The following is a 22,240-nucleotide window of genomic DNA, read 5'->3' as shown; positions in this document are numbered from 1 at the left end:
TAAAGAGTCAATATATATAGAGGAGAGAGTAACATGCTTGAAAATACGGGGTTAGTATTAGAAGGCGGCGGTATGCGTGGTGTATACACGGGCGGGATATTAGAATACTTTATGGAACAAGATTTATATTTTCCATATGTAATCGGTGTATCAGCTGGTGCTTGTCATGCAGCGTCGTATCTTTCCAGACAAAGAAATAGAAATAAAACGGTCAATATTGATTATGCATCACATCCGAAATATTTATCGTATAAAAACTTATGGAGAAAACGTCAGCTATTTGATATGGATTTCATTTTCCACGAAATTCCAGAAAAGCATGTGCCGTTTGATTTTGAAACATACTTTAATAGCCCGGAACGTTTCCTTGTAGGAACGACGGATTGTGAAACAGGGCAATCTGTTTATTTTGAAAAAGAAGGAACGAATGATGATGCGCTAAATTTATTACAAGCGTCTAGTTCATTGCCTTTCATTGCACCAGTAGTAAATTACCGCGGTAAACAACTGTTAGATGGCGGGATTTCTGATCCAATTCCAGTTCGTAAAGCGCAAGAGGATGGATTTAAAAAATCAGTCGTTATTTTAACGAGAAATCATGGCTACGCGAAGAAAAAATCAAAGTTTGGATGGATTGCAGCGAAAGCTTATAAAAAATATCCGAACCTTGTTAACACGATGCTGAATCGTTATGAAGTGTATAATGAAACACTTCACTATATTGAAAAAGAAGAACAAGCTGGCAATTTATTTGTTATTCGCCCAGAAGTGCCGCTTCAAGTAGATCGTATGGAAAAAGATACAGCAAAACTACAAAATTTATACGAGCAAGGCTATGAAGATGCAAAGAGGCAATTTGCAGATTTGCAGGCGTTCTTGCAAAAATAATAATTAGGCTGTGGAGATGGAGTTCTCTGCAGTCTTTTTATATTGCTTTTAAAAAAGGAAAATAGAGCATCGAATTTCGATGCTCTACTTTTTATGTATAAAAAAATCCCTCTTTATGAGAGATTTTAATGTGGTAAGAATATCAATTGATAAGCAAACAAAATTCCAAATACATACACAAGTGGGTGAACAGCACGGAATTTACCTTTTGCCACTTTCATAAGTGGGTATGAAATAAATCCAAGTGCGATACCTGTTGCGATACTTGATGTAAGTGGCATGCTTAAGATTACTAAAAATGCTGGGAATGCTTCATCAAATGCGTCCCAATCGATGTGGCGAACTGAGCCCATCATAAGACTACCAACGATAATTAATGATGGAGCAGTAATAGCTGATACACCAGAAACAGCACTTACTAATGGTCCGAAGAATGCTGCTAATGCGAATAGAACAGCTACTGTAACAGTTGTTAAACCAGTACGACCACCAGCTGCAACACCAGCAGATGATTCAATGTAAGCTGTTGATGGTGTCGTTCCGAACATAGAACCAATAGTTGCTGAGAATGAGTCAGATAGAAGAGCTCGTCCTGCTTTTGGAAGCTTTCCGTCTTTCATAAATCCACCTTGTTGTGCAACGCCAAGTAATGTACCTGTTGTATCGAATAGTGTAACAAGGAAGAATGAGAATACAACGCCGTATAATCCGTAGTTAATTACGTCAGATACAGCAGTAATTGGATTTGAAACGATAATTCCTTCTGGTAAACCAGGCATTGATGTAACACCGTTTGAGAATGATAATTGTCCCGTGAAGAAAGCGATAATACCAGTTAATAGCATCCCGATAAATAGTGCGCCATTTACATTTAAAGACATAAGGACAATTGTAATTCCAAGTCCAGCTAATGCTAGTAGTACTGGAGCAGAGTGAAGATCACCAAGTCCAACTAAGTTTGCATCATTTTTTGTAACGATACCTGTTAAACGTAAACCGATAAAGGCGATAAATAGCCCGATACCAGCAGTAATTGCATGTTTTAAGTTTTCAGGAATTGCTTCCATTAATTTTGTACGGAAAGATGTAAATGATAGCAAAATTAAAATCATACCTGCTACGAATACAGCAGAGAATGCAATTGCGAAAGTCATGCCTTCATGCGCTTTTACAACAGAGTAAGAGAAGTAAGCATTTAATCCCATACCTGGCGCGATTGCGATTGGTAAGTTTGTAAAGATTGCCATAAATAATGTTCCGACAACAGCAGCGATAATTGTTGCTGTAAATGCTTGTTCAAATGGAACACCTGCATCTCCAAGGATAACAGGGTTTACGACAATGATATATGCCATTGTTAAGAAGGTAATAATACCTGCCATAATTTCAGTTTTAATAGAAGTTTTATGTTTTGAAAGGTTAAACATATAAACATCCTTTCTGTTTACGAATAATTTTCACAACAGTTATATATAATATTCGTTTTTTATCTATTTTGCAATAGTTTTGCATAAAAAGTTTATAACAATTCATATTTTGTGTCTTAAATTCGAATATTAATCGTAAAACGATGTGTGAATTTCAGCTTTTTATTGTGCACATGCTAAGGAAAAGGAGTTGAAAGCAGCTATGCCACAGCAAAAAAACTTTATAACAATGCCTGCGCAACATCAAAATAAGCAGCCAGGTATTGAATCATTAATGAGCCCCCTTCCGCAGTTTGAAGATGCAAACTATAAAGGAAGTGAAAAGTTAAAAGGGAAGAATGTGTTAATTACAGGAGGAGATAGCGGAATTGGACGAGCAGTTTCCATCGCTTTTGCAAAAGAGGGAGCAAATGTTGCGATTGCTTATTTAGATGAGGAAGAAGATGCAAATGAGACGAAACAACGTGTTGAAAAAGAAGGTGTAAAGTGTGTATTGTTGCCGGGGGATTTGAGTAATGAACAGCATTGTAAAGATATTGTGGAAGAAACCGCCCGGCAGTTAGGTAGTTTAAATATTTTAGTGAATAACGTTGCACAGCAATATCCGCAGCAAGGGCTAGAGTATATTACAGCAGAACAGCTAGAAAAAACATTTCGTATTAATATTTTTTCTTATTTTCACGTTACGAAAGCAGCCCTTTCTCATTTGAAGAAAGGGGATGTCATTATAAATACGGCATCTATCGTTGCATATGAAGGAAATGAAACGTTAATTGATTATTCCGCAACGAAAGGAGCAATCGTAGCTTTTACAAGATCACTTTCTCAATCGTTAGTGCAAAAAGGGATTCGGGTAAATGGTGTTGCACCAGGCCCGATTTGGACACCGCTTATTCCATCGAGCTTTGATGAGAAGAAAGTCTCTCAGTTTGGGAGCAATGTCCCGATGCAACGGCCTGGTCAACCATATGAATTAGCGCCGGCATACGTATACTTGGCATCTGGTGATTCATCCTATGTTACTGGGCAAATGATACATGTAAATGGGGGCGTTATTGTAAATGGATAGTTTTCATTTATAAGAGCAAAGTAATGTTAATTCCACTTATTATAGGGAGCGCTAGGGGGGATATAGCTGAAAAAGTTATGTTTCATCATACTATTATTTTTCATCCTACCGGTTAGTGCTTTTGCTAATACAGATCATTTAATATTAGTAAATCTTACGACGAACCAGTTGTCTTTTTTTGAAAATGGAAATTACACAAAAACATTTCCAGTAACGACTGGAAGAGATCGTACACCTACGCCTGAAGGTAATTTTTGTATTATAACTAAATTTAAAAATAAAGAATACCATCGAAAAAAAATACCTGGGGGTGCACCGAATAACCCTCTTGGTACGAGGTGGCTTGGACTAGATAAGAATGAATATGCAATTCACGGGACGAACCGGGAATGGACGATTGGAAGTAGGGAATCAAATGGCTGTATTCGTATGCATGACAGGGATATACAATGGTTATATGACCGAGTACAATTACAAACAAAAGTAATCATTTCTCGTTTTCATACGAGCCCCGAATATGAAGCGAATAAACTTGGTTATCGCGTTGTGAGCTGGAATGGTCGAAAAATAGAAAAAGAACAAATTGGAGTACTTACGTTAGTAGACCGCGCGGATATATATTGGCAAGAACCAAATGGACAGTTAACGAAAGTGAAAACGGTATTGCCAAATGAAAGATATCCAGTGTACTCAAAACGAAAAGATGGAATATATTATATAGGAAACAATTCGTATATTATAGATGAAACAGGAGAGAAAGTTCGTTACGAGCAAATTCCTTCTTCGATTTTAAGTAATATATATAAACGGAAATACAATGTTCCGTAATGGCTACCGTATTATAGACGGTAGCTTATTTATACTTGGAGTTTAACTGCAACTATTGTATTTTGCTGAATATAATACAGTACAGATAGGGGGCGGTTATATTATGAAAAGTGAATTTGCGTTTAAAGTTTTCTTAGTAACGACCTGTTTATTTATCGTGTATTTATATGCGTTTCTCGTCTTTTCTTTTTATGTTCCATATGTTGATTTAATATTATTCTTCGGATTTATTTGGGCGTTTGTGAAAGCGAGGGAAGGAGAGAAGAGTATATATCGGCGCATTACCCTATGCGGGACGGCCGTTCTCGTTATTTTGTACTTTTTTATTATGCATGATTTTTGGAGAGGAATGTAAAAAAAGCATACGATTAATCGTATGCTTTTATATCTGTTAATGATGGAAGAGAGGCAATTGCACCGTAATTTGTACATGTGATAGCGCCTACTTTATTTGCAAAGGAGATAAATGCTGTTAAGTCTTTGAAATGATACGAAAGTGTATGTTCACTTTGGGCAATCTGATATAACATTGCTCCAACGAAAGCGTCACCAGCACCAGTTGTATCGACTTGTTGAATGGAAATAGAAGAGACAATAGTTTGACCTTCATTTGTCGCAAGAAGGGTACCGTCTTTTCCAAGTGTAATAGCTACTACTTTTGCGCCATAATTTAATAATTTGAGTGCAGCTTGTTGTAAATCACTCTCTTTAGAGAGCATAGTAGCTTCCTCTTGACTTACTTTTACGAAGTGTGCATGTTTTATAAAGGTTAGACAATCTTGAGAGAATTGTTCTGTATTTGTAATGAGTGCACTTCGATAATTTGGATCAAAAGAAATGAAATGGCCTTTATCTTTCGCATATTGTAACAACTGAAAATACGTTTCTTTTAATGGGCTTGATAGTAAAGCTGTCGCTGAACCGAAATGTATTAAATCATTCGTTTGTATTTTTGTTAAATCAATGCTATTGAATTGATATTCACCATCTGCACCACGCATAAAAGTAAAATCACGTTCGCCATCTTGATCGATGGATACGAATGCAAGTGTTGTTTGTTTATCTTTTATGAGCATGGATGTATCGACTTGCGCACGCTGTAAAGTTTGTTCAAGAAACTCACCAAATGGGTCGTTTCCTACTTGCCCCATAAATGTAGCGTGTCCACCTAATTTTGTAATCGCAGCAGCAACGTTAGCGGGTGCTCCACCAGCTTTTTTTTCGAAATCTGAACCGTTTACTAAAGAAACATTAGTATTTCGGCACACAAAATCAATTAATAGTTCACCTATACAAAAGACATTTCTCATACAATCCCTCTTTTCAGCTTATATTGTGTGATGGTAAAGTTTAGTTTTGCATCTGAAAAGATTGCGATATGATGTTTCATGTCTTTTCGAGGAAAAACTCGGGACGTAAAGACTGTTGAACCATCGTATAAGAAAATTTCCACGATGCTTTTATCTACAAATATTTGTAGTTCTATCGTATCTTGAATATCGATTTTTTTACAGCGTTCAAATCCATATTCTCCGCCAAATTGATGGTAGAAGTTGCCCCTGTCTATAGAAATAGTACCTTGTTCCCGATTAAATGTAATGGGGAAACATTCCTCCTCATTGTGGAAGAGAGAAAGACCAAAACGTTTTGCATCTTCTGTTTTAAGTGTAACAATTAATTCATAGGAGTCTTCATCATCAAGCGTTGATAATACATTTAATCCAGCTGTTATATCTCCTGAAATGTCTTTTTTTGTTGTTCGTAGTTTTGTTAATTCTGAAACTGGTTTTTGTTTTAAGATGTTATCTTCTAATGTTAATTCACGTGGAAGTGTTAGGCAATGAGCCCACATATAATCATCAGAAGGATATGTGATTTCACTTGATCCTGCCCAAGCAAATAATAGGCGACGACTAGTAGAGTCTTCTAAAGTTTGAGGGGCATAAAAATCGAACCCTTTATCAGCTTCGTAATAGGAATCAACATGGAAATATAAATTTTTAATATCGAAATGGCCTATAGCATAAACGACATTGTATACATTGTGAAAGTTTTCTCCGTCTTTTTCAATTCCTTGCGGTGAAAAGAGAAGTACATCTTTCCCTGATAATTGGAAGTAATCGGGGCATTCCCACATAAATCCGAATTCTTTTAAGTTTGTTGTAATTTCGCCTTGGAAATGCCAATTGTATAGGTCTTGTGATTTGTATAGTAATAGAGTTCCTGTTTTATTTTCACGTTGGGCACCGAGTAACATATAGTACATATCATTATGTTTCCAGACTTTTGGATCACGTACATGTTTTGTATATCCGTCAGGAATTATATCAATAACAGGATTATTACTATATTTCGTCATCGTATATTGTGAATCCATTGTTGCCATACATTGTTTTGCATCACGGGAATCATCAGGCTTTTTTATATTCCCTGTATAAAGTAGATGAAGAAGGCCATCTTTTACGATAGCACTACCAGAATATGCACCGTGTGATTCATAGCTTTCAGTAGGGATGATGGCTACAGGCATACGCTCCCAGTTAATAAGGTCTTTTGACCTCACATGCCCCCAATGCTTCATTCCATGAATGGGACCAAATGGATACCACTGATAAAAAACGTGATATTCATCATTGTAGTATGATACACCGTTAGGATCATTAATTAATCCAAATGGTGGGTGGATATGATAAATTGGTTTCCATGAATCTTGGTTTGCAATTTCATATAAAGAATGTAATTCGTCTTTATTAGATTGCAGTATTGTTTTATATTTTGACATAGGTTTTCACCCCGTTATTATTTACTTTCTTTATATAAAATGAATGTGGCAACAAAAGCAGTGATAACTGCAATAGCGAAACCAATTATATAGTGAATCATGTTCATCATGCCAAGAGGTGCAACAATTGTAAGCATCGGAATACCTGTTAAACCGTATGCATTAGCCGCTACTTGCATCCAAACAACGTAAGCGCCTCCAATTGCGCCGCCAATAGCTGCTGCAATAAATGGTTTACCAAGTTTTAAATTGACACCAAAAATAGCTGGTTCTGTAATTCCTAAAAATGCTGAAGCTGCTGCTGGAATTGCAATTTCTTTCGTTTTTTTGTTTTTTGTTTTGAAATAGACAGCTAAAGTAGCACCGCCCTGTGCAACGTTCGCCATTGACCAAATAGGGAGTAAGAAATTGACACCGATATCTTTATTTGCGAGTAAGCCCGCTTCAATAGCGTGGAAGCTATGATGTAAGCCAGTAAGAACAATTGTTGAATACAACCCACCGAATATAAGTCCAGCTACTGGTCCTGCAAATTGATAAATTGTATTTAAAAGGTACGTAATGCCGTCACCGATTTTATATCCAATTGGTCCGATAATAATAAGTGATAAAAAGCCAGTTATAATAATTGTTAAGAATGGTGTAACTAATAAATCTAAAGAGTTCGGAACACGTTTTCGAAGTTCTTTTTCAATTGTACTCATAACATATACACATAATAAAATAGGTAAAACAGTACCTTGATAGCCAATCATATCAATATCCATACCAAGGAAATGTAAAACTGTGGGTTTTGCATTTGAAAGAGTCCAAGGATTTGTTAAGCTTGGGTGAGTTAATATACCACCAACAACTGCACCTAAGAAAATGTTTCCACCAAATTCTTTAGCGGCACTAACTCCAATTAAAATGGGTAAAATGATGAAAGCTGCACTTGAGAACATATCAAGTAATTGGATAAGTGAGTGATCTCCAGGAACTAATTTAAACGCTTTCAACATTCCGAGTAGACCCATAAGTAAACCGCTTGCAACGATAGCTGGAATAATTGGAACAAAAATATTAGATAGTGTCTTTGCTAGGCGGGCGATAGGATTCATTTTTTTCTTAGGTATATCGTTTGATGTTGTAGAATCTAGTTCGGCTATTCCAATTAGTTTTGAGAATTCATCATATACTTTGTTTACTATGCCAGTTCCAAAAATAATTTGATATTGCTCGGTCGTTGCAAAAGCACCTTTTACTCCATCGATGTTTTCGATTTCTGCAGCGTTTATTTTCGTATCATCCTTTAATATAAGACGAAGGCGAGTCGCGCAATGTGTGGCACGAACAATGTTTTCCTTTCCACCAATATTCTGTATTACTTGAGTTGCAATTTGTTTCATATCCATAAAAATTCCCCCTTACTATAAATTCTCTTTTATGGAACCGGTTCCGTAATAAGTTAAAATAAAAAACAGGGAAATGATGTTGAAAATCCTGTTTTTAAAATGTGGAACCGGTTTTAATTTTATTATAGAGTGCCTTTATATTTTGTCAACGCTTTCTTGGATTTTTAATGTATAACGGGAGTGTAATATTTTTGGTATAGTTTTGTTTTCAACAAGCTGTGAAAGAGAAGTGGCAGCAAGCTTTCCAGCATACTCATAGTCAAACGCAATTGTCGTTAAACTAGGGTGTACCATTTCTGAAATATCATATCCACCGAATCCTGTTACAGAAATATCACCTGGTACAGAAAGAGAGTGGGAGTGAATGACTTTCATTGCGCCAAGAGCGATGTTATCTGTAGCACATACGATAAGAGTTGGGCGATTATTATCTAAAATATGTTGTACTTGTTTCATGGCATCTTCTATGCGGAAAGTTGTTTCGTAATATGAAACGTTGCAAGTCGGTTCTAAATTTTCAATTGCTTTTTGAAAACCATTTTTTCGATTTATTCCAACAGAAATATCATCTTTTTCTATCCCTAAATAGGCAATATGTCGATGGCCTTGCGATAAAACGTATGCCCCTAACTCATAAGCTGCATCATAATCATCGTGAACGAGGCAATATTGATCTTTATATTCTTGCCCGACGAATAAAATAGGGATGTTTGAATTAGCCATAATTTTTTGATGTTCATTCGTCAATGTTTTTGTTAATAAAATAATGCCAGCTACCTTTTGTTTTATAAAGTTTTCAATTGCTTGTATTTCAGTTCCGGTTGTTTGATTTGCATTTGCTACAAGCATTTGATAGTTATTTTCCTGTAATGTTTTATCGATCCCGATAAGTGTTTTCATTGTAGCGAAGGAGTCTAATCGGGGGATGATGACACCAATTAAATTTGTTGTTTTTGCTTTTAAACTTTGAGCAAATGTATTGGGAGAGAAATTTGTTTCTTGAATAATACCTTCGATTTTAAGTTTTGTTTTATCACTTACATATCCGCCGTTTAAGTAACGAGAGACTGTGCTTTTTGCAACTCCAGCCAATTTGGCGATATCTGCAATTGTTTTAGCCATAGTATTTCACCTTCGTATTCATAAAAATGTTAACTTTATTATAGGGAGAATTAGAGATGACGTAAACAAGAAGAGGGAAAGAAAAAACCACCTCACGTATATGAGGTGGAATAATTGTTAATATCTAGGCTTAAATGTATGACAACAAGTCTCTACACTCGTTGCTACAGAACTTTCTAGCGTCTCGTTTGTTAAAACTGCAGCTGTATATGAATCATTTTCAGTTTGACCAGTTTCATCTGCATCAGGCTGAACGATGATCGCACTTGCTTGACAAAAGTTACCTTGTCCCCAAAAAGAACAGTTGGAAACAGAACATCTTACTTCTGGCATAAAACCCCCTCCTTATAGATTAGTGTGGGATTTTACGCCCATTTCATGTGTAGAAGGAGTTTCCTTTTCTAATTACTTTTTCGTTTGTTCAAGCCATTCTTTTAATTTGTCTTTCGGCTGTTCACCGCTAATACGGCTCACTTCTTTGCCATCTTTAAAATGAATGATTGTTGGTGTACCTTGAATTTTATATTCATCCCAAGGAGCATCTAATTTTTCAATATCCATAACTTTCATATCAACGTTCAAGTCTTTAGCCATTGGCACTACGACAGGAGATAATTTTTGGCAATGAACGCAAGATGTTTGATAAAAGTATACTGTTTCTTCTTTTTTCTCTTTTAAGTTCTTTTGAAGATCTGAAAGAGAAATTTTATTTGTGTAGTAGTCAGGACCATCTGTTTGACTACCAGTAGCATTATCAATTTTTTGGCTAGTTGAAGCGTTTTTTTCTTCCATTTGTGTTACAGCGAAAATTGCCGCAAACAAGGCGATAATAATACCACCAAATATAAGCATTTTTTTCATTCTTTCATCTCCTTATTTGTTTTTGATGACAATAAAGCTACAAACAGCGATTGTAATAAAGCCGATAAGTGCTAAAAACGGGATTGTCACAAAACCGAACCAGTTTATGTATTCTCCCGTACATGGTACACGTCCACAAGCTGCCCCAGCAGCTGAAAATGCTGCGACTTTTTGAATTGCATAGTGATATAAAGAAATACAAGCACCAATAGTTGCGATTGGTAAAGAATAACTTGCAATGCGATAATCTTTCTTTGCTACAGCGATACCAAGCCATAAAACGAATGGATACATAAAAATACGTTGATACCAACAAAGAACACAAGGCTCAAATTTCATGATTTCGGAAAAGTACAGACTTCCTAGTGTAGCGATAAAAGAAGCTCCCCATGCGGTAAGTAAAGCATATTCTTGCTTTTTTTCTCGTCCCATATTTTATACCTCTCTTATAATAGTTACATACTAAATTATAGTATGAAGTAGTATGGAAAAGAAAGAAAAAATATGTTTATCAATAAAAGTTTTATAAGGAGAAACTTTTATTGATATAAACATTTTAAAAAAGCGCCATTCTCCGGAAGAGAATAGCGCTATATTTTACATTTGAATTTGTTCTACTTCTTCTACATGCGACTTTTGGGATGCGTGGTCAATATATTGAAATAGGAGCTGCAATTGTTTATCAACTTCTGGAAGTTCTTTACTGTATTGATAAGCGTGTAAAAAATGCTCAATACGTTTAGAAAATAATTGATCGTTCGTTTGAACCATGAGAACGAGTAATTTATCCCAATTACAGCAATACGTGTAATAGAGAGCTTTATCATAGTCGTTATATGTTTGCACTGTGTACCCTCCTTACCGAGAGTTATATATAGTGTGTGATAAGTAAGGGGAAATACACTTGAAAGAATTTGTTAAGAAAAAAAGTGAATGAAAAGAAAAAACGAGGAGTTTCCTCGTTTTTTAAGCTTTTGGCATTGGCGTAGGTGTTGGTTTGCCATAGCCTTCTTTGTATTTATTATCGATATAGTTACGAATTTCAAGCGTTGATTTTCCTTTTTGTTTCATGGAAGCAGATTCAACTGCGATTTCTAGGCAATTGACGCAAGTCGTTGCATGGGAGTCCCAAACAACTTCACCATTCTTTTTAATTTCACGAATAAAGCAGTTTTTATTATTTTTATGTCCTACACTTTCACCGCAACCACAATAGCATGGAATCCAATCTAATAGTTCTGCATTTTGTCCAGCGACAGTGTAGATATCTTTCATTTGTGGATCAAGCTTGTCTAGGAAGGTAGGAAGTGTGTCGACTCCTTTTGTTTTCTCTTGAATGTCAGCTTGCTGAGTGTGCGATGCGTGGTCATGTTCTTCTTTTTTTGATTCAGAAGATTTTTGGTCATTTGTACTAGTACTTCCGCATCCAGCAAGAATTAAGCTTAGTACTGCAAGTAAAGAAAATACATACTTTTTCATTCGCTTGTCCCCTTTACAAATGTATTAATCAAATTGTATCAGACTAAGGGACACCTAGGGAGAAGTTTTTTTTGAACGATTTTTGAAGTACCATCTTAGTGAATGAAACAAAAATAAAATTGGGATATAAGCGTATACAATATATAAACCCGCTTGAGATAGTACGGTATTTAATGTGTTGATACTTTCACGGTTTGTGAAAAGTAGAGAAGCTGAAAATATGATGAAAATAAAAAACGGTAATGTAAATTTAAATGAAATATGAAAGGAACGCTTCATCGTTTGACATGATGACCAAATGGTTAAGCAGAGGTTTGGTAAAATAATTAAAAACCAAACGAAAATAATAATATATTCAAAGCGCTGGATAAAAGGAACTTTAATTATTTTTAACATCGTTAAAGTAGGCCAAATAGTACGGTTTAATTGTCCCTCGCTGTAATACATAAAAGATACGATAGCTAAAACTACATAAATTAAGGTGCTAAAAGCAATTCCAGCATGGGCCCATCGCTTTAAAGATTTTCCTTTTTCAATAAAGGGATAAAAGATAAGAATTGTTTCAAACCCCAGAAATTCCAATGCGGATTGTTTTGCAGATATAAGCATGTCAAAAGGTGAATGTGTAAAAATAGGTAAAATATTACGAAAATGAGCATATTTCATTGGATAGATTAAAAAGAATACAACGAAAATAGGAAGAACAATACCCCAAAAACATATCCCTGTCACAGAACGGAAGCCACCTTTTATAATGTAGTAAGTGACTAATAAAAACATAAGCGTAAGTTTCCATAACTTAATGGTAGGGAAAATCCAAACTTGTATCACTTCCATATACGTACGAAGAACCGTAAGGCAAAATAATAAGCAATAAAGAGTGAAAATTACAGAAAATATAGAGCCAACCCATTTTCCAAAGGTTGTTGTATGAATGCTAATTAAATCTCCGTCTTTTTCAAGCATTTTTAACATACAAAACAGCACAATATGAGTTGCAATTCCCGCAATAATAAGAGAAATCCAGGCATCATAACCAGCGTTTTTTAAAATTACACGTTGATATCCGAGAATTCCTATACCAATCTGGAGAGAATGCAATAAAATAAATGCAAAATATGGAGAGACTGTCTTTGTTTTATTCATTGTATTCATTGCTTATTTCACCTCACTATTCTCCGATTCCAGATTGTACAATATTAAGATCTAAATTTACATCCACCGCTACATTTTTATACATATTTCGAATTTGTGTTATATTCCATTTTCTCGTATGGCTTCTAATTTCATCTCGTATTCCTAAAGGATCAATTTCCTTTTCTTGAAATTGTTTTATTAGATCTTCACAGTCTTTTTCAACATTTCGTTCAATTTGTTTTTTTATATAGTTGATATTTGTTTCTTTTCTTAAATCAATCCAATTAGGAGAGTTTTTAATTAATCCATTTAATTTTAAATGGATTTTTACTTTTGGTATGTCGCCAGTTTGATCTATATTATACTTATTTTCCCCAGCTAAGTTTTGTATAACAACCATACCTTTATGTTTATCCTTTTTTATCGCTGCTTCGTAACGTCCATTTTTCGTAGGATTAATAAGTAATTTTGCTAAAACAGAATGTCTTTTATCCGTATACATGACGACTTTATCGCCTTTTAAAAAGGCAAGCCCTTTGACAGCGACAGAATGATTATCGTCCATTTTAATATAAGGAACATAGGCATCACATACGGAAGAGTAATAATTATATAAAAAAGTGTTTAATTCGGTTTGTGGAATGTTTTCATTTCTTATATTTTGTTCGAGTAAATCAGCAATATATAAAGACCCATTTTTTTTTCCGTAATTTAAAAGCTCTTCAGCTGATCCATCTACAATTGCTAGTTGTACATCACGCCCGATATTTGGGTCACGTTGTAAGTTAGTAATAATCTCTCCCATTCCGCGTTCTCCTAGAGCTTTTCCAAATAGGACGACACGCATTTGACCTACAACGACATTGTGAGGAGATTTTGCATTTAATCGTGAAGCGATTGTCTCAAGTGAACGGGCAGATGTTGATTGCGTTTCTGGTTTAGACTTTACACCATGTGTGTACTCTGGGAATAGAATAGTTCCTTGGAATCTTTTCTTTTTTGTGATGTCAAATCCAGCGATATGAATAATACGCTGCGTATCCACTATATAGGTTTGTGTACAGCCAGTTTGTAAAATGAAGAAGATAATGATAATAAGGTGCAATAAAAATTTTTTCATTCATTCTCACCATCACGTTTTTGCTTCGCTTTGTTTGGATTATAGCGCCATTTTGATTTTGGTCTAAGAAAAGAAGGTCTTTGAGCTGTTTGACTAAATGGTAATCGAAGAAAACCTTCTGCTGTACCTAAACCACGAAATGGATATAAAGGTAATAAATAAGGTGATCCAAGTGATTTTAATTTAATTAAATGAGCTAAAATAAATACAAATCCGACAATAAGACCTAATCCTCCGAATGCACCGGCTAAAAGAATAAGTGGAAAGCGTAATAACCGGATAGTAGAAGACATCTTTACGGTCGGTGTTGTGAAAGATGCAAGAGCGGATAAAGCAACTGCAATTAATAAAATTGTACTAGTCAAAGCTGCCTCCACGGATGCTTGGCCAATTACAATCCCCCCAACAATACCAATCGTTTGTCCGACTTTTGTCGGTAAACGCGCTCCAGCTTCACGAAGCAATTCAATTGTAATTTCTAAAAAGAGTGCTTCTAGAATGGGAGGGAAAGGTACGTTAGCTCTCGAGAAAATAATAGGACCTAGTAAATCAGCTGGAATCATTTGATAATGATATGTTAAAGCCGCTGTATAAATAGCGGAGGAAAAAAGAGAAAATATAGCTCCGAAAAAACGAATAATACGAAAGAACGATCCAATCATCCACGGTAAATAATAATCTTCTGGTGAAATGAAAAAATCCAGTAACGTTGTTGGTCCTGATAAAGCATATGGAGAGCCATCTGTTAAAATTAAAACTTCCCCGTTAATTAATGCAAATACAGCTCGATCTAATCGTTCTGTAGGTAATAGAACTGGAAAAGGTGAATTGCTATTATCACTAATAAATTGCTCAATCATAGTTGAATCAAACGGGACATCAAAGTCAATGTCTTCTAGCCGTTGTATTGCGGTGTTGATAAATTGTTCATTTGTAATTCCTTCTATATAAGCAACTGCTACTTTCGTTTTTGACATAGATCCGACGGTAACTTCTTTAAAAATGAGTTGCTCCGTTACGATATTTCGGCGTAATAAGTGGATATTTGTATCAAGGTTTTCAACGAAACCGATTTTAGGCCCGATTACGCTATACTCATTTTCTGTATCGTTATATAATCGTGTTCCTAAAACAGTACTTTCGGCACGAATTAAAGCATATTGATCAGGATTCGAATTGTTTTTTAAGCGTATTAAAATATATCCACCTAATAATTTCTCACGAATATCATCAATAGAAGGGGAGGTAATAATGTCTTCAATAGAGACGATATTACATAAATCAGAGATGTTTTGGATTTGTTCCGATTCCTTTTTTAGAGGAGTTAAAATGAATTGTTTAATAATAAGTGCTTCCACGACAGATTTATAATAAAACAAGCACAATGTTTCATTTTCAAGTACGTTATGAGAAACAAAGTCGCTTGATTCTTTCATGGTTTGTATAAATTCTGGAATAGAACAAAGTGTTTTTGTATTAGTCTTTTTTGATTTTTTAGATGATAAACCGAACATTTTCTCACCCCTAACTTACATCATTTACTTGTGTTAGTTTTTGGGAAAGACGGGAATTTATACTTAAAAATTGAAAGTTCATAAAGAAAAGGAAGAGTGGTGAATGCCTCTTCCTTTTTAGCATTTTAATTTGTTTTTTGTTCTTTAATAGACTTCACTAATTTCATCATTTCCGCTCGTATATCTTCTCTTTTTACATTTAATTTTTCGGCAATTTGTTTAATGTCCATTCCATCTTTTTTCATCTTTAATACATCATCAAGAGGAGTATTGCTTTTTTGAGAGATGATTGTTAACACAGTAAGATGACGCAATTTGATGTTATATTCTTTCGTTTTTTGCTTTAGCTGATCCGGTGTGGATTTTTGCATAGTTGCTAACTGTTGTAGCAGTGCTTGCTTTGTTTCTTTATTCATATGATGCTTTTTCAGCTTACTTGGATCTATACCGAAATGCTCGGCTGTTTTCTCCCAAGATTTATTTTGCTTATAGTAAGCTAAAACATCTTTTATTTCTTTATTACTAATTCTTGCAATATGAGCAGCTTTCCAAATTTCATGTTTGTTATAGCCGAGTTTTTCTAGCGATTGTATTTCTTCATCTGAAATTGGTTTATGGTGATGCATTGTTACTTCTTTTGGGGTGGCAGCGGAAGCGGGGAAGATAATTGCTCCGCATAATAATGCTGCCATAGTCATACTTACCGCGATTTTTTTGTACATGTAAACTCCTCCTAGATGGGTAATGTAGAAAACTGTACACATATCATTTCCATAAAATGTGAAATACTTGTGAACAAGTTAAGTTTTTTTATTCACAGCATGGAATGACGTTTTTAGAAGTTTTCCAACATAAAACATTGATTAATAGTAAAAAACTAAGGTATAATCGAAATTGAAAATCAATATCAATACTAATGATAAACTTATACATATAGATAAAAATAAGGGAGAGATAAATATGACTACATATACTTCCATCGCTAATGTGATTAAAGAAAGACGCTCTGTTCGTACATTTACAGACAAAGCAGTAGAAAAAGATTTATTAATTGAACTATTAAACGACGCAACATGGGCACCAAATCATAAGCGCCGTGAACCATGGAATTGTAAACTATACATCGGAGAAGGCCGCAAGAAATTAGTAGATGCGGTATTAAACTCTTTCACGGAAGAAGAAAGAGCGAAACGCGGTAAAATTTTATCAGATCGTTTCTTAAGCACGCCTGCACAAATCGTTGTATATATAAATGAAGATCCACGTCAAATTCAACGTGATGAAGATTACGCTGCAACATGTGCATTTATGCAAAACTTCCAACTTCTTGCTTGGGAACGTGGATTAGGTTGCGTTTGGAAATCAGGCGGATTAAACTACAATCCATTATTTATAGAAGGAATCGGTTTAACAAGAGGCCAACGTATCGTTGGAATTCTTCATATCGGCTATTTCGATAAAGCACCAGAAGGAAAAGCTCGTACTCCGATTACGGAGAAGATGGAGATTATTGAAGGTTAATAGATGAGACATTCTCGTTTTTGCGGGGGTGTCTTTTTATTATGCAATCAATCCTCATGAAAGCTTGTTCTTCATCATACACTTTCTTAAGGGAAAGTGTAAGGAGGGAAAATAATGAGAGCAAGTGACGATAAAGCACTGCAATATGCGATTGCGGAAATTACGGAAATTGCGACTGGATTTGGGCTTGATTTTTATCCGATGCGTTATGAAATATGTCCAGCAGAAATTATTTATACATTTGGTGCATATGGGATGCCGACAAGGTTTTCACATTGGAGTTTTGGAAAACAATTTTTCAGAATGAAATTACAATACGATTTAGGACTTAGTAAAATATACGAACTCGTTATTAACTCTGATCCATGTTACGCCTTTTTATTAGATACGAACTCTTTAATTCAAAACAAATTAATTGTAGCGCACGTTTTAGCACACTGTGATTTCTTCAAAAATAATATTCGTTTTTCAAATACGAAGCGAGATATGGTAGAGAGTATGGCGGCAACAGCGGACCGTGTGAAAGCGTATGAGCATAAGTACGGAAAGGCAGAGGTAGAAACATTTTTAGATGCCGTACTTGCCATTCAAGAGCATATTGATCCGTCGCTTATGCGTCCGAAGCTCGCATGGAGTATTGATGATTTAGAAGATGAAGAAGTAGAAAAGAAAAAGGTGTCGCAATACGATGATTTATGGAATTTAGATAATCGCAATAAAAAGCAGGAACGTTCTAATGTGCGTAAAAAGAAGAAAATTCCACCACAACCAGAGAAAGATTTACTGCTCTTTATTGAAGAATATAGCCGTGAGTTAGAAGATTGGCAGCGTGATATATTAACGATGATGCGCGAAGAAATGTTATATTTTTGGCCACAGCTTGAAACGAAAATCATGAACGAAGGCTGGGCATCCTACTGGCATCAACGCATACTTCGTGAAATGGACTTAACCTCTGATGAAGCTATTGAATTTGCGAAATTAAATGCAGGTGTTGTACAGCCATCAAAAACAAGTATTAATCCATACTACCTAGGTATTAAAATCTTTGAAGATATTGAAGAACGGTACAACAATCCAACAGAAGAAATGAAACGACGAGGCGTAAAACCAGGATCTGGTCGTGATAAAATGTTTGAAGTACGCGAAATTGAATGGGACGTATCGTTCCTAAGAAACTACTTAAATAAAGATCTTGTTATGCGAGAAGATATGTACTTATTCCAGCGCCAAGGAAAAGAATATAAAGTCATAGATAAAGAATGGGAAAATGTGCGTGATCAACTCGTAAATATGCGGACAAATGGTGGGTTCCCGTACTTAGTAGTAGAAGATGGAGACTACTTAAAGAATGGAGAATTATACATTAAACATAGTTATGAAGGAATCGAGCTCGATTTGAAATACTTAGAAAAGGTATTACCATATCTTCATCAACTATGGGGAAGAACGGTGCATATGGAGTCGATTGTGGAGAGTAAGGGCGTTGTGTTTTCTTATGATGGGAAGATGGTGCATCGGAAGTATGTGTGAGGGGAAGAACGGACATAGGATACTGTGTCCGTTCTTTTTTATTTAAAATAGGAAAAATATGCTATTCTTGAAAAAAGGGAGTTACATAGAGAAATGGAGAGATTCAAATGGGCAAAGTAGGGGTATGTAAGGTGGATATTACGCCGCCTATAGGTATTGATTTTGTCGGATACCATAGAGAGACAGGAATAAATAATATTGAAGAATGTATTTATGGAACGGTTTTTGTATTTGAAAAAGATGAAATGAAAACTGTGTTTATAAGTATTGATAATATTGGAATGTTAGTAGAAGATACGAATATGATTCGTGAGCGAGTAGCAAGTAGGCTTCATGTGCCATTTGAGCGAATAACTGTTGTTTATACACATACACACTCTGGGCCGGAAACAGTCGGTGATCATCCTTTAGTAAAGTCGTATAAAACGATTTTAGTAAATAATGTAGTGCATGGTGCTGTTACTGCGAATAACAACTTGAAGCTATGTGAAGTTGGCTGGGGTGTTACGACAAGTGATATTGGGGTAAATCGAAGAGAGAGAACATCTGATGGAAGAGCGAAGATGGGAACAAATATAGATGGTGTTGTAGATAAGCGAATTGGTATGTTAGCAATAAGAGATGCTGAAACGAAGGAGTTATCTGGAATTTTAGTATTTTGTACTGCGCATCCTAATGTTTTAAAAGGTGATAGTGATGAATTATCAGCTGATTATCCTGGAATGACGAGAGAGATTTTAGAGCAGATAGTGAACTGCCCTGTTATTATCGTTCAAGGTGCCGCTGGAAATGTGAATGCGAAGTACCGCGGTTCAAGTGAAGCGTTAAAACAAATGGCCTATTTACTTAGTGGACATGTATTAATGATGTTGCCAACAGTTACATATAGCTCAATTGTAAATTTAAGGACAGTTTCGAGTATGATGCAAATGAAGTTGAAGGATATTCCTGAATTTGATGAGATACGAAGCATGGCTCGATTAGCCGAGAAGCAGTGGGGCGTGAATACGGATGAATGGCTTACTATCGTTTTAGAGAAATATGAGCAAGGTATTCGGCGGTTAAGTATTGATTTAGAAGTGCAGTTATTTCAAGTTAATGATGGTATGTTTTCAGGTTTACCGATGGAACCTTTTTCGGAAACGGCATTAGAAGTGAAAGAGAATCTTCAAAATGAATTAGCTTTCTTTGGTGGATATACGAATGGATATATTGGTTATTTACCAACGAAGGAAGAATTCTTATATGGTGGGTATGAAGTGGAATTAAGCCCTGTTGTGTATGGACCGGTTACGAATTTATTGATACCACCGGGGGAGAATACTGCGGAGTTGGTTGTGAAGAGAGTTATGGAATTATATAACGCGTAAAAAATATATTCAGTAGAATAAAATTTAAAGAAATTAATGATTTTTAATACATCTGTAGAAAACGAATCCATTTTGAAGAAGATGAATCAAAATGGATTCGTTTTTTGTTTACCAGACAGGTCGTATATTTGATGATAATTTCTCTGTATTTTCTTTAGTAACGAATGTTGTTAAATCCTCTTTCAGTATTTGCATTCGTTCTATACCTATGTTTTCAATCCATCGCTGTTCTATTTCAGCTACTATTTCTTCTTTTGCTTTCATTACTGACAAACCACGTTCGGTTAAAACGATGATTTTACCTCTTTTATCAGTAGGGTGTGTTTTGCGTGTAACGTAGCCATTACTCTCAAGAGAATCCACCATTTTACTTACAGCTTGTTTGGAAATCCCCAAATACTCAGCTAGCTCTATACCAGTTGCCCCATTAGGAAGGATGCGTTTGAACATAAAACCATGTGCTGGCCTAATATCTTCAAATCCTAATTCACTTAATTTGTCATGTAGCTCATTGATTAATGTACTAAATGATAATGATAAAAGCGATGTAAGATCTAACTCGTTAAATGTTTGATCCATGTATATAACCTCCGCACTTGTAGTCAATTAAGTTGACTATATGTAATACCTATTGTACTATACATAATATAGTCAATCAAATTGACTATATTATGTCGGTAGAACAAATAATGATTTATATAATATAGAATCAATGGAGGTTTCACATGGTTAATATCGTGAAAATTAGAGGGAGTGTATTTGCACCGTATGCATCGCTGGAACCTATTAAGGACCCTGCAACAGGAAGAGTGTTTGAATATGCTGGAGATGCACGTGAGTTTACACCACAAGCTGTGAACACAAAGCGTTCAAGGTTAGAACAAGAAGTGAATATTGATTTTTATAAAAGAGAAATTTTCACATATGCAGATGCTTGTATCGTCACCGTGAAGATTACAAATTCAGATGGCTCAATTGAGTGTCAAAAGGGAGAAACAAGTACAGAAAACATTGTATGTACAAATATTGTATGGAGTGAAGATGAAGTTTCATTTGAAATGAGAGCAAGTGCAAGTAATCCTTTAAACGCAGCAGCACCTGCAGCTGATTATTTTTTGACTATACGAGCTAATGAAAGTGGCACTGTGAATATTGAAGGTGTACATGATGGTTTCCCTTGCTATGAATTTTATAAACAAGTAGATTTTGGTTCGTTTGAATTGATATACACACATGATTTCAGAAAAACGGATGATACCCCAGCAGCACTAGCTGGAGAGATGGAATATAGCTTTAAAACGACAGTCTAAACATAAATATAGCGCTATTTTTTAGAAGGAAATAGAAAAGTAAAAGAGAAATCTATTGGTTTTAGGATTGAAATTATGGTCTGTTTTATTTAATAAGCATTCAGCATCTAAAATAAAATTATAGAGGTGTTTCTTATGACTAATATCGTGAAAATTAGAGCCAGTGTATTTATTCCAATGTCTTGGACTGAGGCTAAGAAGGATATGGAAACAGAAAAAGTAATTCAATTCGAAGGTGATTCACGTGAATTCACACCGTATGCGGTAAATGCGATGCGCTCTAGAGTTGAGCAAGAGGTAGTAGTTGATTTCTATAAAGAAGAAGTGTTTTCATATGCGAACACGGGTATTACGACCGAGAAGATTACAAGTCCAGATGGTTCTGTGAGTAAAAGAACAGGGAAAGCAAGTACAGAAAATATTGTGTGCACTGATATCACATGGAATTCTGAGGGTGTGCAATTCAAAATGAGTGCGAGTGCAAGTAATCCATTAAATGTATATGCACCTCCTGTGGATTATGTATTAAATGTATGTGTGAAACAGGATGGTAGTATTGATATTCAAGGGGAGCATGATGGATTCCCTTGTTTTGAATTTTATAAGCAAGTAGATTTCGGTTCATTTGAAAAAATATATACACATGATTTTAGAGAAACTGGTGATACAGCGGCAGCCCTAGGCGGGAACATGGAGTATAGTTTTACAAAGAGATTATAGGAAGTATGATAATAGAACGATGGATTGATTCATTCGTAAAGAACTTGGAAATATCTAAGTTCTTTTTTTGTTTCAAATTTGTGAAAGACATATTGATTGAAATTAAATTTTTTATAATTTATTATATACCCGTACAGGTATATGTTTTGTATGTGTGATATATGA

The 22,240-nt window shown here is 35.3% G+C and carries 24 protein-coding genes; 9 read left to right on the top strand and 15 right to left on the bottom strand.

All coding sequences use genetic code 11. From position 1 onward, the window contains the following. Positions 1 to 33 precede the first annotated feature (33 nt). Positions 34 to 888 carry a patatin-like phospholipase family protein gene (locus DN401_RS25600; RefSeq protein ID WP_000892675.1) on the top strand — a complete coding sequence of 285 codons (855 nt, stop codon included), beginning with the start codon at positions 34 to 36 and terminating at the stop codon, positions 886 to 888. Positions 889 to 1,013: 125 nt separating this feature from the next. On the opposite strand, the gene DN401_RS25595 is transcribed toward DN401_RS25600, so the two are convergent. After that, on the bottom strand, positions 1,014 to 2,315 hold the full coding sequence (locus tag DN401_RS25595; RefSeq protein ID WP_000482713.1) for an NCS2 family permease: 1,302 nt from the start codon (positions 2,313 to 2,315) through the stop codon (positions 1,014 to 1,016). A gap of 202 nt (positions 2,316 to 2,517) precedes the next feature. Here DN401_RS25595 and DN401_RS25590 point away from each other — a divergent pair, with 202 nt between their 5' ends. From DN401_RS25590 to DN401_RS25580, 3 genes are all read left to right on the top strand, one after another. Further along, positions 2,518 to 3,384, top strand: a complete 867-nt coding sequence (locus DN401_RS25590) for an SDR family oxidoreductase (protein ID WP_001136261.1) — start codon at positions 2,518 to 2,520, stop codon at positions 3,382 to 3,384. Positions 3,385 to 3,450: 66 nt separating this feature from the next. Further along, positions 3,451 to 4,212: a L,D-transpeptidase gene (locus DN401_RS25585; RefSeq protein ID WP_025921749.1), complete on the top strand. Its 762-nt coding sequence runs from the start codon at positions 3,451 to 3,453 to the stop codon at positions 4,210 to 4,212. Between the two features lie 103 nt (positions 4,213 to 4,315). Beyond that, positions 4,316 to 4,567, top strand: a complete 252-nt coding sequence (locus DN401_RS25580) for a hypothetical protein (RefSeq protein WP_000834195.1) — start codon at positions 4,316 to 4,318, stop codon at positions 4,565 to 4,567. Between the two features lie 13 nt (positions 4,568 to 4,580). Here DN401_RS25580 and DN401_RS25575 read toward each other — a convergent pair whose 3' ends face one another. The 13 genes from DN401_RS25575 to DN401_RS25515 all read right to left on the bottom strand — a co-directional run bounded on the left by DN401_RS25575 (position 4,581) and on the right by DN401_RS25515 (position 16,343). Next, entirely contained in the window at positions 4,581 to 5,522 is a 942-nt protein-coding gene (locus DN401_RS25575; RefSeq protein ID WP_001246643.1) for a carbohydrate kinase family protein, read from the bottom strand. Further along, positions 5,519 to 6,994 carry a beta-fructofuranosidase gene (scrB, locus tag DN401_RS25570; protein WP_149288028.1) on the bottom strand — a complete coding sequence of 492 codons (1,476 nt, stop codon included), beginning with the start codon at positions 6,992 to 6,994 and terminating at the stop codon, positions 5,519 to 5,521. Before scrB ends, DN401_RS25575 begins: the two co-directional genes overlap by 4 nt. Positions 6,995 to 7,011: 17 nt before the next feature. Continuing rightward, entirely contained in the window at positions 7,012 to 8,388 is a 1,377-nt protein-coding gene (locus tag DN401_RS25565) for a sucrose-specific PTS transporter subunit IIBC (RefSeq protein ID WP_000367320.1), read from the bottom strand. 135 nt (positions 8,389 to 8,523) lie between these two features. Then, positions 8,524 to 9,510: a LacI family DNA-binding transcriptional regulator gene (locus tag DN401_RS25560; protein WP_001140402.1), complete on the bottom strand. Its 987-nt coding sequence runs from the start codon at positions 9,508 to 9,510 to the stop codon at positions 8,524 to 8,526. A gap of 117 nt (positions 9,511 to 9,627) precedes the next feature. Next, a complete protein-coding gene (locus DN401_RS25555; protein ID WP_001115482.1) occupies positions 9,628 to 9,843 on the bottom strand; it encodes a DUF1540 domain-containing protein in 216 nt (71 codons plus the stop codon). Positions 9,844 to 9,915: 72 nt separating this feature from the next. Further along, positions 9,916 to 10,371 (bottom strand): thioredoxin family protein, encoded by a 456-nt coding sequence (locus tag DN401_RS25550; protein WP_000738435.1) that lies wholly within the window; start codon positions 10,369 to 10,371, stop codon positions 9,916 to 9,918. A 12-nt stretch (positions 10,372 to 10,383) separates the two neighbouring features. After that, complete coding sequence (locus tag DN401_RS25545; protein ID WP_000532265.1) at positions 10,384 to 10,803, bottom strand: disulfide formation protein C; 420 nt, start codon at positions 10,801 to 10,803, stop codon at positions 10,384 to 10,386. 165 nt (positions 10,804 to 10,968) lie between these two features. Beyond that, positions 10,969 to 11,217 carry a YhdB family protein gene (locus DN401_RS25540; RefSeq protein WP_001195459.1) on the bottom strand — a complete coding sequence of 83 codons (249 nt, stop codon included), beginning with the start codon at positions 11,215 to 11,217 and terminating at the stop codon, positions 10,969 to 10,971. Between the two features lie 120 nt (positions 11,218 to 11,337). Then, a complete protein-coding gene (locus DN401_RS25535; protein ID WP_000761036.1) occupies positions 11,338 to 11,850 on the bottom strand; it encodes a PCYCGC domain-containing protein in 513 nt (170 codons plus the stop codon). Positions 11,851 to 11,904: 54 nt separating this feature from the next. Then, on the bottom strand, positions 11,905 to 13,005 hold the full coding sequence (locus tag DN401_RS25530; protein WP_001095038.1) for a GerAB/ArcD/ProY family transporter: 1,101 nt from the start codon (positions 13,003 to 13,005) through the stop codon (positions 11,905 to 11,907). Between the two features lie 16 nt (positions 13,006 to 13,021). Continuing rightward, the gene (locus DN401_RS25525; RefSeq protein ID WP_000714133.1) at positions 13,022 to 14,107 is read right to left on the bottom strand and encodes a Ger(x)C family spore germination protein; all 1,086 of its coding nucleotides are present in this window, start codon (positions 14,105 to 14,107) and stop codon (positions 13,022 to 13,024) included. Beyond that, positions 14,104 to 15,621, bottom strand: a complete 1,518-nt coding sequence (locus DN401_RS25520; RefSeq protein WP_000467483.1) for a spore germination protein — start codon at positions 15,619 to 15,621, stop codon at positions 14,104 to 14,106. Before DN401_RS25520 ends, DN401_RS25525 begins: the two co-directional genes overlap by 4 nt. Positions 15,622 to 15,746: 125 nt before the next feature. After that, entirely contained in the window at positions 15,747 to 16,343 is a 597-nt protein-coding gene (locus DN401_RS25515) for a hypothetical protein (protein ID WP_149288027.1), read from the bottom strand. A gap of 238 nt (positions 16,344 to 16,581) precedes the next feature. On the opposite strand from DN401_RS25515, the gene DN401_RS25510 reads away from it, so the two are divergent. The 3 genes from DN401_RS25510 to DN401_RS25500 all read left to right on the top strand — a co-directional run bounded on the left by DN401_RS25510 (position 16,582) and on the right by DN401_RS25500 (position 20,045). Then, positions 16,582 to 17,142, top strand: coding sequence for a nitroreductase family protein (locus DN401_RS25510; RefSeq protein ID WP_149288026.1), 561 nt, complete (start codon positions 16,582 to 16,584; stop codon positions 17,140 to 17,142). Positions 17,143 to 17,256: 114 nt separating this feature from the next. After that, positions 17,257 to 18,675, top strand: a complete 1,419-nt coding sequence (spoVR, locus tag DN401_RS25505) for a stage V sporulation protein SpoVR (protein WP_001202693.1) — start codon at positions 17,257 to 17,259, stop codon at positions 18,673 to 18,675. Between the two features lie 107 nt (positions 18,676 to 18,782). Further along, positions 18,783 to 20,045 (top strand): neutral/alkaline non-lysosomal ceramidase N-terminal domain-containing protein, encoded by a 1,263-nt coding sequence (locus DN401_RS25500; protein ID WP_149288025.1) that lies wholly within the window; start codon positions 18,783 to 18,785, stop codon positions 20,043 to 20,045. Positions 20,046 to 20,153: 108 nt separating this feature from the next. Here DN401_RS25500 and DN401_RS25495 read toward each other — a convergent pair whose 3' ends face one another. After that, positions 20,154 to 20,624, bottom strand: coding sequence for a MarR family winged helix-turn-helix transcriptional regulator (locus DN401_RS25495; protein WP_000372888.1), 471 nt, complete (start codon positions 20,622 to 20,624; stop codon positions 20,154 to 20,156). 146 nt (positions 20,625 to 20,770) lie between these two features. Here DN401_RS25495 and DN401_RS25490 point away from each other — a divergent pair, with 146 nt between their 5' ends. Then, a complete protein-coding gene (locus tag DN401_RS25490; protein ID WP_000247263.1) occupies positions 20,771 to 21,355 on the top strand; it encodes a DUF3238 domain-containing protein in 585 nt (194 codons plus the stop codon). 135 nt (positions 21,356 to 21,490) lie between these two features. Further along, complete coding sequence (locus DN401_RS25485; protein WP_000182101.1) at positions 21,491 to 22,075, top strand: DUF3238 domain-containing protein; 585 nt, start codon at positions 21,491 to 21,493, stop codon at positions 22,073 to 22,075. Positions 22,076 to 22,240: the final 165 nt, after the last annotated feature.

This window comes from Bacillus sp. BF2-3 (assembly GCF_008368795.1).
In the GTDB taxonomy this organism is placed as follows: Bacteria; Bacillota; Bacilli; order Bacillales; family Bacillaceae_G; genus Bacillus_A; species Bacillus_A cereus.
Note: the sequence above shows the minus strand (reverse complement) of the source record. Positions and strands in the feature narration are given on the sequence as shown.